This window comes from Enterobacter sp. I4 (genome assembly GCF_022669095.1).
Classification (GTDB): Bacteria; Pseudomonadota; Gammaproteobacteria; order Enterobacterales; family Enterobacteriaceae; genus Enterobacter; species Enterobacter pasteurii.
In genome coordinates, this window is the sequence record NZ_JALBUO010000002.1 from 365240 (window position 1) to 387040 (window position 21801).

The window sequence follows — 21801 nt, forward strand, 5'->3', positions numbered from 1 at the left end:
TTACGCTACAATCCTATAAATTTACCTGATAAAAAGCGGGTAAAGAGAGCTAAACATTCGCTGTTGAAAGTTTGAACTTTAAGCAACTGATTTTATAAATGAATAATTCCCAGGATCTTATGTAATGGGGTATATCGTCGCATTAACCGGCGGCATCGGTAGTGGTAAAAGCACCGTTGCGGACGCGTTTTCTCGTCTCGGCATTACGATTATCGACGCAGATATCATTGCCCGTCAGGTGGTAGAACCAAATACACCCGCCTTACATGCCATCGAAGCACATTTTGGCAGCAGCGTTATACAGGCTGACGGTACGCTAAACCGACGACAGCTCCGTGAATGCATATTTTCCGATCCTGCGGAAAAGGCCTGGCTTAATGCCCTGCTCCACCCCATTATCCACCAGGAAACCCAGCGTCAAATGGCCGCAGCCAGCTCGCCCTATGTGCTGTGGGTTGTTCCGTTGCTGGTTGAAAACCAGCTTCAGAAAAAAGCGGACAGAACGCTGGTGATTGACGTTTCCCGCGAAACGCAAATCCAGAGAACCATGGCCCGTGACCATGTTTCTCGTGAGCATGCTGAACAAATTCTTGCCGCTCAGGCCACGCGCGAAGCGCGCCTTGCCGTTGCGGATGATGTTATTGATAATAACGGCGCACCAGATGCCATTGCATCGGATGTTGCTCGTCTGCACGCGCAGTATCTGACCTTCGCCGCGCAGGCCGTTGCACAGGAAAAACCATAATGTCGACTCATATCCTTTTTGAGCACCCGCTTAACGAAAAAATGCGCACCTGGCTGCGCATAGAATTTCTTATCCAGCAGCTTTCACAGCACCTGCCCGTCAACGATCACGCCACCGCGCTGCATTTTTTCCGCAACGTGGGCGATCTGCTGGATGTAATTGAACGCGGCGATGTCCGCACTGAGCTGCTGAAAGAGCTGGAACGCCAGCAGCGTAAACTACAGGCCTGGGCCGAAGTGCCCGGCGTGGACCAAAGTCGAATTGACGCGTTACGCCAGCAGCTGAAAAACAGCAGCACGACGCTGATGGCCGCGCCGCGCGTCGGGCAGTTTCTGCGAGAAGATCGTTTGATCGCGCTGGTGCGCCAGCGTCTGAGCATACCGGGCGGATGCTGTAGCTTCGATCTGCCAACGCTGCATATGTGGTTACACATGCCGCAGGAGCAGCGCGATCGCCAGGTGAGCGGCTGGCTGGCGAGCCTGGAGCCGATGAATCAGGCGCTATCGCTGATCCTCGATCTTGTCCGTAATTCTGCCCCGTTCCGCAAGCAAACCAGCCTCAACGGCTTTTATCAGGACAACGGCGACGATGCGGATCTTCTGCGTCTGAACCTGTCTCTAGGCGAGCAGCTTTATCCGCAGATTTCGGGGCATAAAAGCCGTTTCGCGATCCGCTTTATGCCGCTGGACAGCGAACATGGCACCGTGCCGGAACGCCTCGATTTTGAACTGGCCTGTTGTTAAGGAGTGCCGATGTCTGACGTAACTACCGTAAACTGCCCAACCTGTGGGAAAACCGTTGTCTGGGGCGAAGTGAGCCCATTTCGCCCATTCTGCTGCAAGCGCTGTCAGCTTATTGACCTGGGCGAATGGGCAGCGGAAGAGAAACGCATTCCCAGCGAAGGCGACCTCTCGGATAGCGATGACTGGAGCGAGAACCAGCAGTAGCGTTCAAAGCCTGCTGGCGCTTCGCTTAGCAGGCCTACGGGTTGCCCGTTAGCCGGGATATGACGGGCGCATTTGCCGGAGGAAATTTTTCGGCATCACTCGCGTGAAGCGTAACCCAGCCACCCGGCTGCCCCTCTTTCCCCCAGGGTTCTCCCTCCCAGCTTTGCACAAGCCAGAACCAGAGCGTGATGTGACGATCCGGAAACTGGTATTCCAGCTTATCAAACAGCGTTGCGCCAATCGGAGTAATGCCGACCTCTTCCTGAAGCTCACGCACCAGCGCCTGCTCCGGCGTTTCGCCCGATTCGATTTTCCCGCCCGGGAACTCCCATTTGTTGGCCATGTGCGCATCGGCTGCACGTTGGGTAATGAAGATCTGATTTTGCGGGTTGCGAATAATCCCGACGGCAATTTGCAGTGTTTTCATATTGGCACTTCCATAAAAAAGGCGCAGATATCTGCGCCTTTTCAGTTTGTTATGTTCTTAGCTCAGGCGGCCGTGGCACGCCTTGTATTTTTTGCCGGAACCGCAAGGGCACGGATCGTTACGACCCACCTTACGATCGCCCGTCTGCGCTGCGATTGCCGCTGCGGCCTCGCTTTCGTCGGTCTGGTGGCTCAGCTGCTGCATCTGCGCCAGACGCTCAGCCTCTTCACGACGCTGCTGCTCCATCGCCTCCACTTCTTCCGGCATGCGCACCTGAACTTTGCTCAGGGTGCTGATGACTTCGTACTTCAGCGACTCCAGCATTGCAGCAAACATGGAGAAGGATTCACGCTTGTACTCCTGCTTCGGATCTTTCTGCGCATAACCGCGCAGGTGGATACCCTGACGCAGGTAGTCCATCGCCGCGAGGTGCTCTTTCCACAGGGAGTCCAGCGTCTGCAACATAACGCCTTTCTCGAAGTGACGCATCATCTCGGCGCCAACCACCTCTTCCTTACGCTTGTAGACTTCCAGCGCGGTTTCGTAAATACGTTCGCGCAGGGTCTCTTCATGCAGCTCTGGCTCTTTGTCCAGCCACTCTTTGATTGGCAGCTCAAGATCGAAGTCGTTTTTCAGACGTTCCTGCAGGCCTTCAATATCCCACATCTCTTCCAGAGACTGAGGCGGAATATGCGCGTCGATAGTGGCTTTGAACACGTCTTCACGAATGCTGTTGATGGTTTCGCTCACGTCGGACACGTCCAGCAGTTCGTTACGCTGGGTATAAATCGCACGACGCTGGTCGTTGGCAACGTCATCATATTCCAGCAGCTGCTTACGGATGTCGAAGTTGCGGCTTTCAACCTTACGCTGGGCGTTAGCAATCGCTTTAGTGACCCACGGGTGCTCAATCGCTTCGCCTGGCTTCATGCCCAGTTTACGCATCATGCCGGAAACGCGGTCGGAGGCGAAAATACGCATCAGCGCATCTTCCATAGACAGGTAGAAGCGGGAAGAACCGGCATCACCCTGACGACCCGCACGACCACGCAGCTGGTTATCAATACGACGAGATTCATGACGCTCGGTACCGATGATGTGCAGACCACCAGACGCCAGCACCGCGTCGTGACGTACCTGCCAGTCGGCCTTGATCTGGGCAATCTGTTCAGGCGTTGGGTTTTCCAGCTCTGCCACTTCGGCCTGCCAGCTGCCGCCCAGCATAATATCGGTACCACGACCCGCCATGTTGGTGGCGATGGTCACGGCAGCCGGATAGCCCGCCTGCGCAACGATGTCCGCTTCTTTGGCGTGGAACTTGGCGTTCAGAACGTTGTGTTTGATGCCTGCTTTGGTCAGCTCGTTGGACACCACCTCAGATTTCTCAATGGAGATGGTCCCTACCAGCACCGGCTGGCCTTTAGCGGTACGATCGCGAATATCTTCGATGATGGCCTGAATTTTTTCCGCTTCGGTCATGTACACCAGGTCCGGCATATCCTTACGGATCATCGGACGGTTGGTTGGCACAACCACGGTATCCAGCTTATAGATGGAGCTGAATTCAAACGCTTCGGTATCAGCGGTACCGGTCATCCCTGCCAGCTTCTCGTAAAGACGGAAGTAGTTCTGGAAGGTGATGGATGCCAGCGTCTGGTTTTCGTTTTGAATATCCACGCCTTCTTTCGCTTCAACGGCCTGGTGCAGGCCATCAGACCAGCGACGCCCCTGCATGGTACGGCCGGTGTGTTCATCGACGATGATGACTTCACCGTCTTTGACGATGTAGTCGACGTCGCGGGTGAACAGCGCATGCGCGCGCAGCGCGGCGGTGACGTGGTGCATCAGCATGATGTTGCTCGGGGAGTACAGGGACTCGCCCTCTTCCATGATGCCTTCTGCTACCAGCAACTCTTCAATTTTCACCAGACCGCGTTCGGTCAGGTTCACCTGACGCGCTTTTTCATCGACGGAGAAGTGACCTTCACCCTGGAAGGTATCGGAGTCTTCTTTCTCCTGACGCAGCAGGTGAGGAATGATTTTGTCGACCTTACGGTACATCTCAGAGCTGTCTTCGGCCGGGCCGGAGATAATCAGCGGGGTACGCGCTTCATCGATCAGAATGGAGTCAACCTCATCCACCAGCGCATAGTGCAGCTTGCGCTGCACGCGCTCTTCCGGGCTGAACGCCATGTTGTCGCGCAGGTAGTCAAAGCCGTATTCGTTGTTGGTACCGTAGGTGATGTCGGCGTTATAGGCTTCACGCTTGGCTGGTGCCGGCAGGCCGGACATGTTAATGCCAACGGTCATGCCGAGGAACTCGAACAGTGGACGGTTGTTTTCGGCGTCACGCTGCGCCAGATAGTCGTTGACGGTCACAACGTGAACGCCTTTACCGGTCAGGGCATTCAGGTAAGCCGGGAGCGTTGCGGTCAGGGTTTTACCTTCACCGGTACGCATTTCCGCGATGCAGCGCTCGTTAAGCACCATACCACCGAGCAACTGTACGTCGAAGTGACGCATGCCGAACACACGTTTACTCGCTTCACGCACAACGGCAAAGGCTTCAGGGATCAGGCTCTCTAAGGTTTCGCCTTTTTCCAGACGCGCGCGGAACTCCGCAGTTTTCGCCTTCAGCTCGTCATCAGAGAGCTTCTCCATCGCCGGTTCCATACCGTTGATGACGTTTACCGCTTTGCGCATGCGGCGCAGGGTACGATCGTTACGACTACCAAAAACTTTGGTTAATAATTTGATTAGCATAATAAATTCTCAAACGCCCCAGATGGGCAGATAAATTAAGGTATTGAAAAAGGTTAATTTAGCTGAGGCGTTGAGGCCCGGCACGGATGCCGTGAACCTGGCTAATCCATGTCGAAATGGAGAATGATGCGGGGGAAACAAAACAGGTTTGTGCCGTCTGACTCACGGTGACGGGCGGCTGGTTGTCCTGCGTCAGGAGCGCATTAAGCGTATCGAGCAGAGCAAGGTGCTGAGCCTGGACCGGCAGCGTTTCTTCAGCAACAGGCATCGTCTGGGGCGCCATCGCGAACGACAGATGGCGGATAACCGTGCGGATGGCGTGCTGCTGCCAGTAATCAACAGAGAAATTGGGACGGCGACTGGCTTCGAGCCACGCGAGGTTAGTAAAGTTAACCCGCGTGGTGAGATCGTGTTTGGTCGTGGTGGAACGCGCCGGCGAAGCCGCTTCTGCGCTGTTGCTGAGCACAGGCAAGCCGAGACTCGCCGCGACCATCCCTAATAAGAGATGCGGCCAGAAGTAACGTCTGCCAAATTGTCGCCAGCGCGTCAGTATTCCGCTCACTTGCTCCACCACATTCGCCCGCCAATGCAGGCTGAGTTCAGTTATTCTTTTTAGCGCCCAGATATTACCACTAAAGCCAATACACAGCAGCAGGAATGACGCCCCGCAGCAGGTAAAAACGGTCAATAATGCAGCGAACACACCGTTATTCGGCACCCGACGCAGGCCAGGCAGAGAGGGACAAATCAAAGAAGTGCAGAAATAAAAACGACTGGCTTCCCTGGTCGGAGAGAGTACCAGGTGAACCAGTCGCTTTTCTTACGAAACGGCTTGAACCGTTACGCCAGGACCATAGTCGGTGCTTTGAACGCCAGCGGCAGTTCGGCTTCGTCTTCGAAGGTCACATATTCCCAGGCTTCCTGTTTTGCCAGGACTGCCTGCAACAGTTTGTTGTTCAGCGCATGACCGGATTTAAACGCGGTAAATGCACCAATAATATTGTGACCACACATGAAGAGGTCGCCGATCGCGTCCAGCATTTTGTGACGAACAAACTCATCTTCAAAACGCAGGCCGTCTTCGTTCAGTACGCGATAATCGTCAACAACGATGGCACAATCGAAGCTGCCGCCCAGGCACAGGCCGCGGGACTGCAAATATTCGATATCGCGCATGAAGCCGAAAGTACGTGCTCGGCTAATCTGACGCATAAACGCATCCGCAGAGAAGTTCATCGCATAGCGCTGGGTGCTGGAATCAATCGCCGGATGGTTAAAGTCGATGGTAAAGTCCAACGAAAAACCATTGTACGGTTTGAATTCAGCCCACTTGTCGCCATCTTCGACGCGAACGGTCTCTTTAATGCGAACAAATTTCTTCGCGCAGTTCAGTTCTTCGATGCCGGCATCCAGCAACAAATAAACGAACGGAGCAGCACTTCCGTCCATGATCGGGATTTCTGGCGCATCGACTTCAACAATGATGTTGTCGATACCCAGACCCGCCAGGGCGGCGTTCAGGTGCTCTACGGTAGAAATCCGCACGTCATGCTCGTTCACCAGACAAGTACAGAGCATAGTATCACGCACAGATTTGGCATCGGCCGGAAAATCTACCGGTGGATTCAAGTCGGTGCGACGATAGATGACCCCGGTATTGGCCGGCGCAGGGCGTAACGTCAGTGTGACTTTCTTGCCGGTATGTAAACCGACACCAGTCGCCTGAACGATACGTTTAAGTGTCCTTTGTTTGATCATCGTATAATCTCGCCAAATTAACTATCCAACCGAGAGTGTATATCACTAACGGTGGGCCAGTTTAGCACAAAGAGCGCAAATCCCCAAATTCCAGCCAATTCTTAGTCAGCTTGCTTACGCAGGAACGCCGGGATGTCCAGATAATCTGGCTCTTTTGCCGTTTGTGGAGTCGGGTCGTTCACCACTTTCGCAGCTGGTTTTTGCTCCTGAGTCAGAGGCGCCATACCGTGCTGCTGGTAACGATCCATCACAGGCTGCTGAGTCTGTTTGTTGGTCACCAGAGTGATCTCAGGACGCTTGTCCATACCGATACCGGTCGCAACAACGGTCACACGCAGTTCGTCGTTCATTTCCGGGTCAAGGGAAGTACCGATTACCACGGTCGCATTGTCAGAGGCGAATGCACGGATGGTGTTACCTACGGTTTCGAACTCATCCAGACGCAGGTCAAAGCCAGCGGTAATGTTGACCAGCACGCCGCGCGCACCAGACAGATCGATATCTTCCAGCAGCGGAGAAGAGATCGCCATTTCAGCGGCTTCTTCCGCACGGTCTTCACCGCTCGCCACGCCAGAGCCCATCATCGCGTAGCCCATTTCGGACATCACGGTGCGAACGTCTGCAAAGTCAACGTTCATCAGGCCAGGACGGGTAATCAGTTCGGCGATACCCTGAACCGCGCCTTTCAGCACGTCGTTTGCTGCGCCAAAAGCATCCAGCAGAGAGATGCCGCGACCCAGCACTTTCAGCAGCTTGTCGTTCGGGATGGTAATCAGAGAGTCCACGTGCTTAGACAGCTCGGTGATACCCTGCTCCGCGAAAGCCATACGCTTCTTGCCTTCAAAGTTGAAAGGCTTGGTCACGACGGCAACGGTCAGAATACCTAAATCTTTAGCGACTTCCGCCACAACAGGTGCTGCACCGGTACCCGTACCGCCGCCCATACCTGCTGCGATGAAGACCATGTCTGCACCGTCCAGTGCAGCGCGCAGGGCTTCACGATCTTCTTCAGCCGCATTGCGGCCCACTTCAGGGTTAGCCCCAGCGCCCAGACCTTTGGTGATGCCACCACCAATCTGGATCGTCTGGCCAACAGCCGTTTTACGCAGTGCCTGCGCATCGGTGTTCACCGCGAAGAATTCAACACCTTCAATGCGCTCGCGCACCATATGCTCTACGGCGTTACCGCCGCCGCCACCGACGCCGATGACTTTAATCACCGCGTCGTTGGTTAATTCCATTGGTTCAAACATAGTTTCTCTCCGTTGTGCCTGTCGCCCGAGACCGCTAATTCTCTCCGGTCTCTTAAAAAATTAAAATTCTTTTCGCAACCAGGTGTTAAGTCGTTTGACCCACGACCCCACCGAGACGCGTTTTTCCACCTCTGCTTCACCACTTAAATGGGATTCTTTCCCGTAGTGCAGCAGGCCCACCGCCGTTGAATAGTACGGCTCCTGAGCATAATCCGTTAAACCGGTGATATTCAGCGGCGCACCAATACGCACCTGCGTATGGAACACGCGCTGAGCGCAGGCCGCAAGACCTTCAATTTGCGCTGCCCCGCCGGTTAATACAATCCCCGCCGCGAGATGATGTTTCACACCCTGCTGGCGAAGCTGTTCCTGTAGCTGCAAAATCTCTTCGTTGACCAGATTGAGCAGCTCGGTATAGCGCGGCTCGATCACCTCTGCCAGCGTCTGGCGTTGCAGGCTGCGCGGCGGTCGTCCACCAACGCTCGGCACTTCAACGCTCTCATCTTTACCGACGATAGAGCCCAGCGCACAACCATGGCGCACTTTGATCGCCTCTGCATCGCTCGGTGGCGTACCAAAGGCGTAAGCGATATCGCTGGTCACGACGTTCCCGGCGTACGGGATCACTTTGGTGTGGCGCAACGCACCGCCGGTATAGACAGCCATGTCCATTGTACCACCACCAATATCGACCACACAGACGCCCAGTTCACGTTCGTCTTCGGTCAGCACGGAATAGCTCGCGGCCAGACCGGCGAAAATAAGTTGGTCAACTTTCAGGCCACAACGTTCAACGGCTTTTACAATGTTCTTCGCCATATCGTTGTGACATGTGATCAGGTGCACTTTTGCCTGCATGCGTACGCCGGACAGGCCGACCGGATTCTTGATCCCTTCCTGATAGTCGATCGCATATTCCTGAGGGATCACATGCAGTACGCGGTGCTCGTCGCGCACGCGCACGGATTTCGCCGTGTGAACCACGTTCTCAACGTCTTCCTGCGTCACTTCTTCTTCAGAAATCGGCACCATACCGATCTCGTTCTGGCAGCTAATGTGCTTACCAGAGAGGGCCAGATAGACAGAGGAAATCTGGCAATCTGCCATCAATTCAGCCTGGTCGATGGCGCGCTGAACGCATTTCACCACCGACTCAAGGTCGTTTACCCCACCTTTATCCATACCACGGGACGGGCAACTGCCCACGCCAATGATATTGACCATACCGTCGGGCAGAACTTCCCCTACTAAAGCGGCAACCTTCGCGGTGCCAATCTCCAGTCCTACTACCAATTTTCTGTCCGTCGACTTGATCATTGTTGTTCTGCCTGTACCTGTGCCTGATTCTGTTGCTGATTAGGTTCCTCGACCGGAGCCGGCTCCCAACCGACTGCTGCGCCTGAGTCATAGCGCAAATCAACGTAGCTTATCCGTTTGCCATCCGTCTGCGCCTGCTGCTGTAAAACCGGGTAAAGTTCTACAAAACGCGCCAGACGTTTCATTGTGTCGCCGCGGCCAAGGTTGAGCTTAATGCCATTCGTTAAGGTCAACTGCCAGGAACGGCGCGCCGTCATCGCGGCATCTTTTAACGTAAAGCGGTCCTTAGCCAGCACCTTTCCCATCTCACGAAAACCCTGCAATACTTCGTTTTCGCTGCCTTCCGGGCCATACAGCATCGGTAAATTCTGCTTATTGACGCGATCGCTCGGGACGCTGAACGAATTTCCGTCTACGTCAACCATGTGCTGATCATTCCAACGCGCAATGGGCACATATTCAACCAGATGAATCTTCAATTCATCAGGCCATTGCTTTCTTACACTCGCCTGTTTTATCCACGGCAGACGTTCAATCTGGCTCTGGATAATATTGACGTCCTGCGTCATAAAGGTGCCGGGCGATCCCAGCGCCAGTATTGACTGGCGAATATCATCGTTACGCGTGTAATGACGCTCCCCGGTAACGACCAGCTTCGACAGCGGCAACCGCTGTGCATCTTCCATCCAGCCCAGCACCATCCAGCCGCTGATAAACACGGTGCACAGCACCCCGAGCAGGAAGATTATCCCTGCAAGACGCGTTCCATTACTCCGGCGCGAAGAAGAATATTCTTCTTCGTCATCGCGGTTGCGCGTGTTCAATGCAGCCTGAGACATATCAGCCCGCCTGGTCCAGTATACGTACGACTAATTGCGAGAAGCTCATTCCTGCCTGACGCGCCGCCATTGGCACAAGGCTATGGCTGGTCATGCCTGGAGAAGTATTTGCTTCCAGCATATAAAATTGCCCGTCGCCGTCGAGCATCACGTCGATGCGCCCCCAGCCACGACACCCAAGAACATGCCATGCTTTAAGCACCAGAGACTGTAATTCGGCTTCACGTTCATCTTCAAGACCACTTGGGCAGAAATATTGCGTCTCATCAGAGAGATACTTCGCCTCATAATCATAGAAGACTCCGGCGGGTTGGATGCGAATTGACGGTAAAATTTCTTCGCCAAGCATCGCGACGGTAAATTCCGGTCCGCTGAGCCATTTTTCAATCAGAACTTCATCATCATGTTGAAATGCCAGCGCTAAAGCGTCCGCCAAATGTGCAGCTTTATCGACTTTAGACATCCCGACGCTTGACCCTTCGCGGCTCGGCTTAACAATAACCGGCAAGCCGAGCGCGGCAATGCGGGCATTAACGCTATCCGACAGGCCTGATTCATATTCACGACGCGTCAGCGCAACCCATGGCGCAACGGGCAGGCCCGCCCCCTGCCACAGCAGTTTGCTGCGCAGTTTATCCATGGAGATAGCGGATGCCATTACGCCGCTGCCGGTGTACGGCATGCCGATCAGATCCAGCAGCCCTTGCAGGGTACCGTCTTCGCCACCGCGACCGTGCAACGCGATAAAGGCTTTATCAAAGCCCATCGCTTTAAGCTGCGTGACGTCCACCTCTTTCGGATCGACCGGATACGCGTTTACGCCACCCTCACGCAGGCCCGCCAGCACGGCAGCCCCGGAATTGAGAGAAACGTCGCGCTCGGCGGACGTGCCGCCAAACAGGACAGCAATCTTATCAGCCATGACGCTCGTCCTCCTGAGTTTGCGGCTTCAGTTTGATTTCAGCTAAGGTACGGGCGATTTTGCCGATATTTCCCGCGCCCTGAATCAGGATCAAATCGTTACCCGTCAGGACCGGTGCCAGAATTTCAGCCACCTGTGCAGGGTCGGAAACCAGAATAGGGTCCACTTTACCGCGTGCGCGAATGGTACGGCACAAAGAACGGCTGTCCGCCCCCGGAATCGGCGTTTCGCCTGCGGCGTAAACGTCCAGCATCAGCAGCGTGTCGACCTGCGAAAGTACGTTCGCAAAATCATCATACAGATCGCGGGTACGCGTAAAGCGATGTGGCTGGAAGATCATCACCAGATTCTTCTCCGGCCAGCCCGCGCGCGCCGCTTTAATGGTCGCGTCAACTTCGGTCGGATGATGACCATAATCGTCCACCAGCATCGCCGTGCCCGTTTTACCGTTCACCGGCTCCAGTGGGAATTCACCGAGGAAGTCGAAACGACGGCCGGTGCCCTGGAAGCTTTCCAGCGCGCGCAGAATAGCGTCGTCGTCAATGCCTTCTTCCGTCGCTACCGCTACCGCCGCCGCCGCGTTCAGGGCGTTGTGACGCCCCGGAGCGTTCAGGGTGACGTGCAGCAGTTCTTTATCCTGACGCGCCAGGGTGAAATGCCCCTGCGCACCAATCTGTTTGTAATCTTCTACCCGTACGTCAGCGTCTTCACTGAAACCATAGGTGGTGATTTGACGCCCGACGCGCGGCAGCAGTTCGCGGATCACCGGATCGTCTACGCACATCACCGCACGGCCGTAAAACGGCAGGTTGTGCAAGAAGTTAATAAAGGTCTGCTTTAAGTTCTCGAAGTCGCCCTGGTAGGTATCCATATGGTCAGCTTCGATATTGGTGACGATCGCCACCATCGGCTGCAGGTGCAGGAACGACGCGTCACTCTCATCCGCTTCCGCAATCAGATAACGGCTGTGGCCCAGGCGCGCATGCACGCCGGCAGCTTTCACCAGACCACCGTTGACGAACGTCGGATCGAGACCCGCTTCCGCATAAATGCTGGACACCATCGCTGTCGTGGTGGTTTTACCGTGCGTGCCGGCAACCGCAATGCCGTGACGGAAGCGCATCAGCTCCGCCAGCATTTCCGCGCGGCGGATCACCGGAATGCGCGCTTCGTGCGCGGCAACGATTTCCGGGTTATCAGCGGAGATGGCGCTCGACACCACAACCACGCTGGCATCGCGCACGTTTTCCGGGCGATGGTTGAAATAGATAGTCGCCCCAAGCGACGCCAGCTGCTGCGTAACAGGGTTTGGCGCCAGATCTGACCCGCTGATCTGATAACCTTCGTTAGCTAACACTTCGGCAATACCGCCCATGCCAGCACCACCGATGCCGACAAAGTGAATGTGCCGGACGCGACGCATCTCGGGCACGATAGAACGCAGTTTTGCCAGTTGTTGTGTATTCATTCTCTAAACGCCATCGACTACTTCAAAAAAATCGTGCAGCGCAACACGCGCTGCGAGAATTATGCCCGGGCTGCCAGGCTCACTTCTTTTGCCACCCGTTCGGTTGCATCCGGAATAGCGGTCGCGCGTGCGCGTTGCGCCATCTCCAGCAATACGTCCCGATTCCAGCCCGCCAGGGTGGTGGCGACCGCCTCGGCGGTAAATTGTGGCTGCTCAAAAATCTTCGCGGCGCCCGCTTTCTCAAGCGGCAACGCATTCCAGTACTGCTGTCTGTCTTTGTGCTGGAACGGCACGAACAGCGCAGGCAAACCGGCGGCGGCAATTTCGCTCACCGTCAGCGCGCCCGAGCGGCAGACCACGACATCAGCCCACGCATAGGCTGCGGCCATGTCGTCAATAAATTCAGTGACTTTATGCTGCGGCTGCCCTTCCTGCGCATACGCCTGCTCAACGGTCTGCTGAGCGCCCTTCCCGCTCTGGTGCCAGATGGTAACGGCCTCACCCAGCTTTGCGGCAACCTGCGGCATCGTCTGATTTAAGATACGAGCCCCCTGGGATCCGCCCACTACCAGCACGCGAACCGGACCATCACGCCCCGTGATGCGGCTCTCCGGCAGCGGCAGCGACAGCACGTCGACGCGCACCGGGTTACCCACAACGTCCGCGTTGGGGAAAGCACCCGGAAATGCCTGCATCACTTTGGTGGCAATTTTTGCCAGCCATTTGTTGGTCAAACCGGCGATGCCGTTCTGCTCATGCAGAACAACGGGAATACCCAGTGACCACGCCGCCAGCCCGCCGGGGCCGGAAACGTAACCGCCCATGCCCAGAACGACGTCTGGCCTGAAGCGTTTCATGATGGCGCGCGCCTGACGCCAGGCGTTAAAAATGCGCACCGGCGCCAACAGCAGCGCTTTGATACCTTTGCCGCGCAGGCCGGAAATGCGAATAAAGTCGATCTCGATACCGTGTTTTGGCACCAGGTCGGCTTCCATGCGGTCCGCGGTTCCCAGCCAGCGTACCAGCCAGCCCTGATCCATTAAATGGTGCGCAACCGCCAGCCCCGGGAATACATGCCCACCGGTACCGCCTGCCATCACCATTAACCGCTTCGGTTGATTCATCGTGAACCTCGTGTAAACGCCTGGGCTTTTTCCAGACGCGTCTCATAATCTATGCGTAACAAAAACATGATGGCCGTCGACATGATCAGCAGACTCGAACCACCATAACTGATCAACGGCAGCGTCAGGCCCTTGGTCGGCAGCATACCTGCTGCAGCCCCAACGTTGACCAGCGCCTGGAAGCTAAACCAGATACCAATTGAGCAGGCCAGGAAACCGGAGAAGCGGTGATCGATCTCCAGCGCTTTCCGGCCAATGGACATGGCGCGGAAAGCGACGAAGAATACCATTAATAGCGCCAATACCACACCGATATAACCCAGTTCTTCCCCAATAATGGAGAAGATGAAGTCGGTATGTGCCTCGGGTAAATACTCAAGTTTTTGCACCGAGTTGCCCAGGCCCTGTCCCCAGACTTCGCCACGGCCAAACGCCATCAGCGACTGCGTCAGCTGATAGCCGCTGCCGAACGGATCTTCCCACGGGTTCCAGAAGGAGGTCACGCGGCGGATACGGTATGGCTCGGCGAGGATCAGCAGCACAACCGCGGAAATCCCCATCCCGATAATGGCGATGAACTGCCACAGCTTCGCCCCCGCCAGGAACAGCATCGCCAGCGTAGTGACAAACAGCACCACCACCGTACCAAGGTCAGGCTGCGCCAGCAGCAAAATTGCCAGCACCAGAATCACGCCCATCGGTTTTAAGAAGCCGCGCAGGTTGTTACGGACCTCGTCAACTTTACGCACCAGGTAGTTAGCGAGGTAGCAGAACAGGGAAAGCTTGGTAAATTCCGCAGGCTGAATGCGCAGCGGACCGAAGGCGATCCAGCGCGATGCCCCGTTAACGGAACTCCCGACAACCAGAACGATCAGCAGCATGACGATCGACGCAATGAGCATCGCGGTACTGTACCGCTGCCAGAACGACATCGGCAGACGTAAGGTGATCATCGCCAGGCAGAACGCAAGAATGATGTACAGCCCGTCGCGCTTGGCAAACAGGAACGGATCGTTAGCCAGACGCTGCCCGACGGGCATTGACGCCGAGGTCACCATGACAAAACCGATGGCCGCCAGCCCCAGCGTAAGCCAGAACAGCGTGCGGTCGTACATGATCAGGCTGTCGGAATCTTTATCCCGCGAAGCCATCACCCAGCCCTTAAGCGCCGCAAACAGCCATACCAGGATACCAAATCCCGGCAGGCGCGGCATTTTCAGGCGAGGGAGAGATAAACGCATCAGCCTAACTCCTTCGCCAGGCGGGTAAAGAGATCGCCCCGCTGTTCGAAATTCTTAAACTGATCGAGGCTGGCGCAGGCAGGCGAGAGCAGCACCATATCGCCGGGCTTCACGCGCGGGGCAATGAGGCGCATCGCCTGCTCCATGGTCTCGGTTTGCTCGGCAACCTCAGGACGTAGCGCAGCAAGCTCGCCACCATCGCGGCCAAAGCAGTACAGGCGCACGTTATCGCCATTGAGATACTGCTTCAGCGAGGAAAAGTCGGCCGATTTGCCGTCACCGCCCAGCAGCAGGTGCAGCGTGCCGTCAACGTGAAGTCCGTTCAGCGCCGCTTCGGTACTGCCCACGTTGGTAGCCTTGGAATCGTTAATCCAGCGCACGCCGTTGTGCTCCAGCGCCAGCTGGAAACGGTGCGCCAGCCCGGTAAAGGTGGTCAGCGCTTTCAGGCTTGAAGAACGTGGCAGCCCAACGGCATCCGCCAGCGCCAGCGCCGCCAGAGCATTGGTGTAGTTATGCTGGCCAGAAAGCAGCATCTCTTTCACGTTCAACACCTTCTCGCCTTTAACACGCAGCCAGGTTTCACCCTGCTGGCGGTTCAGGTGGTAATCGCCCATGTTAATGCCAAAGCTGATGCAGCGATCGTCAGCGCCGCGCACCGGCATGGTGAGCGCATCATCAGCGTTCACCACGCAGACGCTGGCGTTTTCATAAACCCGCAGCTTGGCCGCGCGATACTGCTGCAAGCCAAACGGATATCGGTCCATATGATCTTCGGTAACGTTGAGGATCGTCGCCGCCGCGGCATGCAGGCTGGAGGTGGTTTCCAGCTGAAAGCTGGAAAGTTCCAGCACGTACAGCTCGCACCCTTTATCCAGCAGCATCAGGGCAGGCAGCCCGATGTTACCGCCCACGCCAACGTTTTTACCCGCCGCTTTCGCCATCTCCCCCACCAGGGTGGTGACGGTGCTTTTACCGTTCGACCCGGTAATCGCCACGATCGGCGCCTGCGCTTCCCGGCAAAACAGTTCGATATCGCCAACAATCTCGACGCCAGCCTCTGCCGCAGCGCTCAGCGAAGGATGCGCCAGCGCCATACCGGGGCTGGCAACAATCAAATCGGCGGCCAGCAGCCAGTCATCATTCAGACCACCCAGGTGGCGTTCAACCTGCTCCGGCAGCTTGTCCAGACCCGGCGGAGAGACGCGCGTATCCACCACGCGCGGCGTCACGCCGCGCGCAAGGAAAAAGTCCACGCAGGAGAGGCCGGTGAGGCCTAACCCGATGATAACGACTTTTTTGCCCTGGTAATCTGCCATGATTAACGTACCTTCAGCGTTGCCAGGCCAATCAGCACCAGCATCAGCGAAATAATCCAGAAGCGCACAATAACGCGCGGCTCCGGCCAGCCTTTCAGTTCATAGTGATGGTGAATCGGCGCCATTCGGAAGATGCGCTGTCCGCGCAGCTTGAAGGAACCGACCTGCAAAATCACTGACAGGGTCTCAACCACAAACACGCCACCCATGATCACCAGGAGGAACTCCTGACGCAGCAGCACGGCGATAATGCCCAGCGCGCCACCCAGCGCCAGCGAGCCGACATCGCCCATAAAGACCTGCGCCGGATAGGTGTTAAACCACAGGAAGCCCAGACCCGCGCCGACAATCGCCGTACAGACGATCACCAGCTCACCCGCGTGACGCAGATAAGGAATGTGCAGGTAGTTAGCAAAGTTCATGTTACCGGTCGCCCACGCCACCAGCGCGAATCCACCCGCGACAAAGACGGTTGGCATGATGGCCAGGCCGTCAAGACCATCCGTCAGGTTAACGGCGTTACCGGTGCCGACAATGACAAAATAGGCCAGCAGGATGTAGAACAGCCCCAGTTGCGGCATCACGTCCTTGAAGAACGGCACCACCAGCTCGGTTGCTGGCGTATCTTTTCCTGCCAGATACAGCGCGAAGGCCACGCCCAGCGCAATCACCGACATCCAGAAATACTTCCAGCGGGCAATCAGGCCCTTCGTATCCTTACGCACGACCTTGCGATAATCATCGACAAAACCGATGATCCCGTAGCCAACCAGAACCGTCAGTACGCACCAGACGTACGGGTTAGACGGATAAGCCCACAGGAGTACGGACACCACGATTGCCGTCAGGATCATGATCCCACCCATCGTCGGCGTTCCGCGCTTGCTGAAATGTGATTCCGGACCGTCGTTGCGTACAACCTGGCCGAAAGAGAGTTTTTGCAGACGGGCGATCATGCGCGGGCCCATCCACAGCGAGATGAACAGCGCGGTCAGCAGGCTGACGATGGCGCGAAACGTCAGGTAGGAAAAGACGTTAAAGCCTGAATAATATTTGACCAAATGTTCGGCCAGCCAAACTAACATGTCCCGTTCTCCTGTAAAGCGTGCACAACCTCTTCCATGGCGGCACTACGTGAACCTTTAACTAACACAGTCACAATCTGTTTTTCTGCAATCAATGCCTTGAGGCGTTCGATCAGTGAAGCTTTATCGGCATAATGTTCGCCAACTTCACTGGCATCAGAGATGGCCTTGCTCAGCGTGCCCGCGCTCAATACGCGGTCAAGCCCGGCAGCTTTCGCCGCTTCGCCAACCTGAATATGGCAGGCTTCGCTTTCATCACCCAGCTCGGCCATATCGCCCACAACCATCACCCGATAGCCCGGCATCTCTGAAAGCACCTGCACGGCCGCGGTCATCGAGCCGACGTTGGCGTTGTACGAGTCGTCCAGCAGCAGCTTGTTTTCCGCCAGCGGGATTGGGAACAGACGCCCCGGCACGGCCTTCAGGTTCGCAAGCCCGTTTTTAATGGCATCGTGCGGTGCACCAACCGCCATTGAGAGCGCTGCCGCAGCAAGCGCATTGGCGATGTTATGGCGACCCGGCAACGGCAGCAGCACGTCAATACCGCCCGTTGGGGTTACGAGGGTGAACTCGGTGCCACGTGACGTCACGTGAATATTGGTCGCCGTAAAATCGCTGTTTGCCGCATTCGGTGAGAAGCGCCAGGTTTTGCGTGAACCAATGATGCTCTGCCAGTTCAGCCAGTCGTTGTTATCGGCATTCATAATGGCGATGCCGTCATCAGGCAGGCCGGTATAGATCTCGCCTTTCGCTTTCGCCACGCCTTCCAGCGAGCCGAAACCTTCAAGGTGTGCAGCCGCCAGGTTATTGACCAGCGCCGCTTCCGGGCGAGTCAGGCTCACGGTCCAGGCGATTTCGCCCTGATGGTTTGCCCCTAACTCAATCACCGCATATTCATGCTCGTTGGTCAGGCGGAGTAAGGTCATCGGCACGCCGATGTCGTTATTGAGGTTGCCCGCCGTATAGAGGGTGTTACCGCACTGGCTAAGGATCGCCGCCGTCATCTCTTTAACGGAGGTTTTGCCCGATGAGCCGGTGAGCGCCACTACGCGGGTCGGCACCTGCTGGCGAACCCATGCTGCCAGTTCGCCGAACGCCAGGCGCGTATCTTTAACGACAACCTGCGGCAGATCGATATCAAGCTTGCGGCTGACCAGCAGCGCGCCCGCGCCGTTCTCTTTGGCCTGCTGCGCAAAATCGTGGGCGTCAAAACGCTCGCCCTTCAGCGCCACAAACAGGCAGCCCGCCGTCACTTTACGGGTGTCCGTGGTCACGGCGTCAACGGTCAGATCGGTACCATCCAGCGCCCCCTGCAATACCGCAGCGGCCTGGCTTAACGTAATGCTAATCATGCCACTACCCCCAGCAGACGCGCTGCCGTCACGCGGTCGGAATAATCCAGACGACGATTGCCAACTATCTGATAATCTTCATGACCTTTACCCGCCAGCAGCACCACATCGTTTTCCTGCGCCTGCATAATGGCGTTAGTCACGGCTTCCGCACGGCCTTCCACCACGCGAGCGCGGCCTGCATCCAGCATTCCCGCCAGTATGTCGTTGATAATGGCACGAGGCTCTTCGGTGCGCGGGTTGTCATCGGTCACGACCGGAATATCCGCAAACTGCTCGGCAATCGCGCCCATCAGCGGACGTTTGCCCTTATCGCGATCGCCGCCGCAGCCAAACACGCACCAGAGCTTTCCGGCGCAGTGCAGACGCGCCGCTTCCAGCGCTTTTTCCAGCGCATCCGGCGTGTGGGCATAATCCACCACCACCGTCGGCTTGCCCGGCGCGCTGAACACTTCCATACGGCCACAGACCGGCTGCAGGCGCTCAGCGGTTTTCAGCAGATCCGCCATTGGATAACCCAGCGCCAGCAGCGTCGCCAGCGCCAGCAGCAGGTTGCTGACGTTAAAGGCACCCATCAGACGGCTTTCTATTTCACCTTCGCCCCAGGTGGAAGCAAAGCGAATCGTCGCGCCGCGGTCGTGGTAGTTCACCTCGACCGCCTTCAGCCAGCGGCCATGGCAGTTCGGGTTAATACGCTCTTCCATCGACACCGCCACCGCATCCGGCAGCTTTTCCAGCCAGCGGCGACCGACTTCGTCATCGGCGTTGATGATCGCCTGTCCGTGGTGGTGTGTGGAATAAAGCAGCCATTTGGCCGCTTCGTAGTGCTCCATATCACCGTGATAATCGAGGTGATCGCGGCTCAGGTTAGTGAATACGGAGGCAGCAAACTTCAGGGCCGCCACGCGATGCTGTACCAGACCGTGGGAAGATACTTCCATCGCCGCAAAGGTCGCCCCCTGCTCTGCAAGGCCCGCCAGCACGTGCTGCACGTCAACCGCAGAGCCGGTGGTATTTTCCGTTGGGCTGACCTTACCCAGCAGACCATTACCTACGGTACCCATCACGGCTCCGGTTTCACCCAGCAGCTGCGCCCACTGCGCCATCAGCTGAGTGGTGGTGGTTTTTCCGTTGGTCCCGGTTACGCCAATCAGCCGTAGCTGGTCGGAAGGTTCGTTGTGTAAAAACGCCCTGCCAGCGCGGAGAGACGCTCGTTCAACTGGCTGAGATAGATGACCGGTACGCCGTGCATTTCACGGATCTCACCGTCTGTTGCCTCATCTTTAGCCTCAGCAATAATGGCAGCAACACCTTGCGCAATCGCCTGCGGGATATAACGACGCCCGTCCGCCTGATGACCAACCACCGCGACAAAAAGATCCCCAGCAGCCGCTACGCGGCTGTCCAGTACCATCTCTCGCAGTGCTCGCGCAGGTAGCATAGGCACCCACGGAGCAAGAAGGTCGCGCAAATTACGATCTGCCACCTGTTCCCTCGCCTTGATTAATTACAAATTCACTTTTTTCGCCCGTCGCCAGCGCATCTGGTTCAATGTTCATGGTGCGCAATACGCCGCCCATGATAGCCCCGAACACAGGCGCGGAAACGGCGCCGCCGTAGTATTTACCCGCCTGTGGATCGTTGATAACGACCACCAGCGCAAAACGCGGATTGCTTGCAGGCGCAACGCCCGCGGTATAGGCAATGTATTTGTTGATATAGCGGCCATCCGGCCCCACTTTCTTCGCTGTACCGGTTTTAATGGCGATACGATAGCCTTTAATCGCGGCCTTCACGCCGCCACCGCCCGGCAGCGCGACGCTTTCCATCATATGCACGACGGTACGAACGATAGATTCCGGGAAAATACGCTCGCCAGGAACCGGTGGATCAACTTTGGTAATCGACAGCGGGCGATAAATGCCATAGCTGCCGATCGTTGCGTAGACTCGCGCTAACTGTAACGGGGTTACCATTAGCCCGTAGCCGAAAGAGAAGGTGGCCCTCTCTATGTCAGACCACCGTTGTTTTTGAGGATATAAGCCACTGCGTTCTCCGACCAACCCCAAATTGGTCGCCTTTCCCAGCCCAAAACGTGAGTAAGTTTCTACTAACGCTGAGGACGGCATCGCTAACGCCAGCTTTGAAACACCGACGTTACTCGACTTCTGTAAGACCCCGGTCAGGGTCAGTTCGCTGTAACGGGCCACGTCTTTGATTTCATGGCCGTTAATGCGGTAAGGAATCGTATTCAGAACGGTACTTTCATTGACGATGCCGCGCTGAAGCGCAGTCATCACCACCATAGGTTTTACCGTGGAGCCGGGTTCAAACACGTCGGTGATCGCCCGGTTACGCATCGCGTCTTTTGCGGTGCCGGTAAAGTTGTTCGGGTTATAGGAAGGGCTGTTGGCCATCGCCAGCACTTCGCCGGTACTGACATCCACCAGCACGGCGCTGCCGGATTCCGCCTTGTTAAAGGCCACGGCGTTGTTCAGCTCGCGGTAAACCAGCGCCTGCAAGCGCTCGTCAATACTCAGGGCCAGGTTGTGTGCGGCCTGGCTGTCAGTAGAAGAGATATCTTCAATGACGCGACCATAGCGATCTTTACGTACAATGCGCTCGCCGGGCTGGCCTGTTAGCCACTTATCGAAGCTTTTCTCAACGCCTTCAATCCCCTGGCTATCCACGTTGGTAAAGCCGATGAGGTGAGCGGTTACTTCGCCGGAAGGATAGTAACGGCGCGATTCTTCACGAAGATGAATACCCGGCAGCTTCAGTTTTTTAATGTAGTCGGCCATGTCAGGGTTGACCTGACGCGCCAGATAGATAAAGCGCCCTTTCGGGTTGGCGTTAACGCGCGAAGCCAGCTGATCCAGCGGCATTTTCAACGCGTCTGAGAGCGCCTTCCAGCGGTTATCAAGGGTGATCCCGCCTGCATCGTGCAGCTCTTTCGGATCGGCCCAGATCGCCTTCACCGGCACGCTCACCGCCAGCGGACGGCCAGAACGATCGGTGATCATCCCGCGGGAGGTAGAAACTTCCTGTACGCGCAGTGAACGCATATCCCCCTGGCGCACCAGCATGTCAGGGGCGATAATTTGTAGCCACGCCACGCGACCCAGCAGGAAACCCAGCGCCAGTAAAATGCAGCCGCAAAGCAACGCAAAACGCCAACTGACAAAGTTGGCCTGTTCTTCCTGGCGTTTTGGTTTTAGCGTTTTTGCCGCTGCTTTCATGCGTC

The 21801-nt window shown here is 56.4% G+C and carries 18 protein-coding genes and 1 pseudogene; 3 read left to right on the forward strand and 16 right to left on the reverse strand.

Annotated features, from left to right (window positions below; all coding sequences use genetic code 11):
* The first annotated feature begins 124 nt into the window (after positions 1 to 124).
* From coaE to yacG, 3 genes are read left to right on the forward strand one after another with little or no spacing between them, the layout of a single operon-like run.
* Entirely contained in the window at positions 125 to 745 is a 621-nt protein-coding gene (gene coaE / locus MOQ06_RS14040) for a dephospho-CoA kinase (protein ID WP_148420085.1), read from the forward strand.
* The gene (zapD, locus tag MOQ06_RS14045) at positions 745 to 1488 is read left to right on the forward strand and encodes a cell division protein ZapD (RefSeq protein ID WP_242173616.1); all 744 of its coding nucleotides are present in this window, start codon (positions 745 to 747) and stop codon (positions 1486 to 1488) included. The genes coaE and zapD overlap by 1 nt, the downstream gene beginning before the upstream one ends.
* A gap of 9 nt (positions 1489 to 1497) precedes the next feature.
* On the forward strand, positions 1498 to 1692 hold the full coding sequence (gene yacG, locus MOQ06_RS14050) for a DNA gyrase inhibitor YacG (RefSeq protein WP_003856332.1): 195 nt from the start codon (positions 1498 to 1500) through the stop codon (positions 1690 to 1692).
* A 34-nt stretch (positions 1693 to 1726) separates the two neighbouring features.
* Here the strand turns inward: yacG and mutT are convergent, their stop codons facing one another.
* The 16 genes and pseudogenes from mutT to MOQ06_RS14130 all read right to left on the reverse strand — a co-directional run bounded on the left by mutT (position 1727) and on the right by MOQ06_RS14130 (position 21796).
* Entirely contained in the window at positions 1727 to 2119 is a 393-nt protein-coding gene (gene mutT / locus MOQ06_RS14055) for an 8-oxo-dGTP diphosphatase MutT (protein ID WP_176608705.1), read from the reverse strand.
* A gap of 57 nt (positions 2120 to 2176) precedes the next feature.
* Positions 2177 to 4882 (reverse strand): preprotein translocase subunit SecA, encoded by a 2706-nt coding sequence (gene secA / locus MOQ06_RS14060; protein ID WP_148420083.1) that lies wholly within the window; start codon positions 4880 to 4882, stop codon positions 2177 to 2179.
* 58 nt (positions 4883 to 4940) lie between these two features.
* Positions 4941 to 5444, reverse strand: a complete 504-nt coding sequence (secM, locus tag MOQ06_RS14065; RefSeq protein ID WP_148420082.1) for a secA translation cis-regulator SecM — start codon at positions 5442 to 5444, stop codon at positions 4941 to 4943.
* A 278-nt stretch (positions 5445 to 5722) separates the two neighbouring features.
* Complete coding sequence (gene lpxC / locus MOQ06_RS14070; RefSeq protein ID WP_006810110.1) at positions 5723 to 6640, reverse strand: UDP-3-O-acyl-N-acetylglucosamine deacetylase; 918 nt, start codon at positions 6638 to 6640, stop codon at positions 5723 to 5725.
* 101 nt (positions 6641 to 6741) lie between these two features.
* The gene (ftsZ, locus tag MOQ06_RS14075) at positions 6742 to 7893 is read right to left on the reverse strand and encodes a cell division protein FtsZ (protein WP_003856338.1); all 1152 of its coding nucleotides are present in this window, start codon (positions 7891 to 7893) and stop codon (positions 6742 to 6744) included.
* Between the two features lie 60 nt (positions 7894 to 7953).
* A complete protein-coding gene (gene ftsA / locus MOQ06_RS14080) occupies positions 7954 to 9210 on the reverse strand; it encodes a cell division protein FtsA (RefSeq protein ID WP_003856340.1) in 1257 nt (418 codons plus the stop codon).
* The gene (gene ftsQ, locus MOQ06_RS14085; RefSeq protein WP_148420081.1) at positions 9207 to 10049 is read right to left on the reverse strand and encodes a cell division protein FtsQ; all 843 of its coding nucleotides are present in this window, start codon (positions 10047 to 10049) and stop codon (positions 9207 to 9209) included. The genes ftsA and ftsQ overlap by 4 nt, the downstream gene beginning before the upstream one ends.
* 1 nt (position 10050) lies before the next feature.
* Complete coding sequence (locus MOQ06_RS14090) at positions 10051 to 10971, reverse strand: D-alanine--D-alanine ligase (RefSeq protein ID WP_242173618.1); 921 nt, start codon at positions 10969 to 10971, stop codon at positions 10051 to 10053.
* Complete coding sequence (murC, locus tag MOQ06_RS14095) at positions 10964 to 12439, reverse strand: UDP-N-acetylmuramate--L-alanine ligase (protein WP_148420079.1); 1476 nt, start codon at positions 12437 to 12439, stop codon at positions 10964 to 10966. Before murC ends, MOQ06_RS14090 begins: the two co-directional genes overlap by 8 nt.
* Positions 12440 to 12498: 59 nt before the next feature.
* Positions 12499 to 13563, reverse strand: a complete 1065-nt coding sequence (gene murG, locus MOQ06_RS14100) for an undecaprenyldiphospho-muramoylpentapeptide beta-N-acetylglucosaminyltransferase (protein ID WP_242173620.1) — start codon at positions 13561 to 13563, stop codon at positions 12499 to 12501.
* Positions 13560 to 14804, reverse strand: coding sequence for a cell division protein FtsW (ftsW, locus tag MOQ06_RS14105; protein ID WP_148420077.1), 1245 nt, complete (start codon positions 14802 to 14804; stop codon positions 13560 to 13562). Before ftsW ends, murG begins: the two co-directional genes overlap by 4 nt.
* On the reverse strand, positions 14804 to 16120 hold the full coding sequence (gene murD / locus MOQ06_RS14110; protein WP_148420076.1) for a UDP-N-acetylmuramoyl-L-alanine--D-glutamate ligase: 1317 nt from the start codon (positions 16118 to 16120) through the stop codon (positions 14804 to 14806). The genes ftsW and murD overlap by 1 nt, the downstream gene beginning before the upstream one ends.
* 2 nt (positions 16121 to 16122) lie before the next feature.
* Complete coding sequence (mraY, locus tag MOQ06_RS14115; protein ID WP_003856353.1) at positions 16123 to 17205, reverse strand: phospho-N-acetylmuramoyl-pentapeptide-transferase; 1083 nt, start codon at positions 17203 to 17205, stop codon at positions 16123 to 16125.
* Positions 17199 to 18557 carry a UDP-N-acetylmuramoyl-tripeptide--D-alanyl-D-alanine ligase gene (gene murF, locus MOQ06_RS14120; protein ID WP_242173622.1) on the reverse strand — a complete coding sequence of 453 codons (1359 nt, stop codon included), beginning with the start codon at positions 18555 to 18557 and terminating at the stop codon, positions 17199 to 17201. Before murF ends, mraY begins: the two co-directional genes overlap by 7 nt.
* Positions 18554 to 20043: pseudogene (gene murE, locus MOQ06_RS14125) on the reverse strand (UDP-N-acetylmuramoyl-L-alanyl-D-glutamate--2,6-diaminopimelate ligase). Before murE ends, murF begins: the two are co-directional and overlap by 4 nt.
* Positions 20030 to 21796 carry a peptidoglycan glycosyltransferase FtsI gene (locus tag MOQ06_RS14130; RefSeq protein ID WP_176608709.1) on the reverse strand — a complete coding sequence of 589 codons (1767 nt, stop codon included), beginning with the start codon at positions 21794 to 21796 and terminating at the stop codon, positions 20030 to 20032. The pseudogene murE and the gene MOQ06_RS14130 overlap by 14 nt, the downstream one beginning before the upstream one ends.
* Between the last annotated feature and the right edge of the window lie 5 nt (positions 21797 to 21801).

What these genes read in the sequence shown, in the direction of transcription:
- coaE (WP_148420085.1), top strand. Translation starts at nt 125, where the DNA reads ATGGGGTATATCGTCGCATTAACCGGCGGCATCGGTAGTGGTAAAAGC.
- zapD (WP_242173616.1), top strand. Translation starts at nt 745, where the DNA reads ATGTCGACTCATATCCTTTTTGAGCACCCGCTTAACGAAAAAATGCGC.
- yacG (WP_003856332.1), top strand. Translation starts at nt 1,498, where the DNA reads ATGTCTGACGTAACTACCGTAAACTGCCCAACCTGTGGGAAAACCGTT.
- mutT (WP_176608705.1), bottom strand. Translation starts at nt 2,119, where the DNA reads ATGAAAACACTGCAAATTGCCGTCGGGATTATTCGCAACCCGCAAAAT.
- secA (WP_148420083.1), bottom strand. Translation starts at nt 4,882, where the DNA reads ATGCTAATCAAATTATTAACCAAAGTTTTTGGTAGTCGTAACGATCGT.
- lpxC (WP_006810110.1), bottom strand. Translation starts at nt 6,640, where the DNA reads ATGATCAAACAAAGGACACTTAAACGTATCGTTCAGGCGACTGGTGTC.
- ftsZ (WP_003856338.1), bottom strand. Translation starts at nt 7,893, where the DNA reads ATGTTTGAACCAATGGAATTAACCAACGACGCGGTGATTAAAGTCATC.
- ftsA (WP_003856340.1), bottom strand. Translation starts at nt 9,210, where the DNA reads ATGATCAAGTCGACGGACAGAAAATTGGTAGTAGGACTGGAGATTGGC.
- ftsQ (WP_148420081.1), bottom strand. Translation starts at nt 10,049, where the DNA reads ATGTCTCAGGCTGCATTGAACACGCGCAACCGCGATGACGAAGAAGAA.
- MOQ06_RS14090 (WP_242173618.1), bottom strand. Translation starts at nt 10,971, where the DNA reads ATGGCTGATAAGATTGCTGTCCTGTTTGGCGGCACGTCCGCCGAGCGC.
- murC (WP_148420079.1), bottom strand. Translation starts at nt 12,439, where the DNA reads ATGAATACACAACAACTGGCAAAACTGCGTTCTATCGTGCCCGAGATG.
- murG (WP_242173620.1), bottom strand. Translation starts at nt 13,563, where the DNA reads ATGAATCAACCGAAGCGGTTAATGGTGATGGCAGGCGGTACCGGTGGG.
- ftsW (WP_148420077.1), bottom strand. Translation starts at nt 14,804, where the DNA reads ATGCGTTTATCTCTCCCTCGCCTGAAAATGCCGCGCCTGCCGGGATTT.
- murD (WP_148420076.1), bottom strand. Translation starts at nt 16,120, where the DNA reads ATGGCAGATTACCAGGGCAAAAAAGTCGTTATCATCGGGTTAGGCCTC.
- mraY (WP_003856353.1), bottom strand. Translation starts at nt 17,205, where the DNA reads ATGTTAGTTTGGCTGGCCGAACATTTGGTCAAATATTATTCAGGCTTT.
- murF (WP_242173622.1), bottom strand. Translation starts at nt 18,557, where the DNA reads ATGATTAGCATTACGTTAAGCCAGGCCGCTGCGGTATTGCAGGGGGCG.
- MOQ06_RS14130 (WP_176608709.1), bottom strand. Translation starts at nt 21,796, where the DNA reads ATGAAAGCAGCGGCAAAAACGCTAAAACCAAAACGCCAGGAAGAACAG.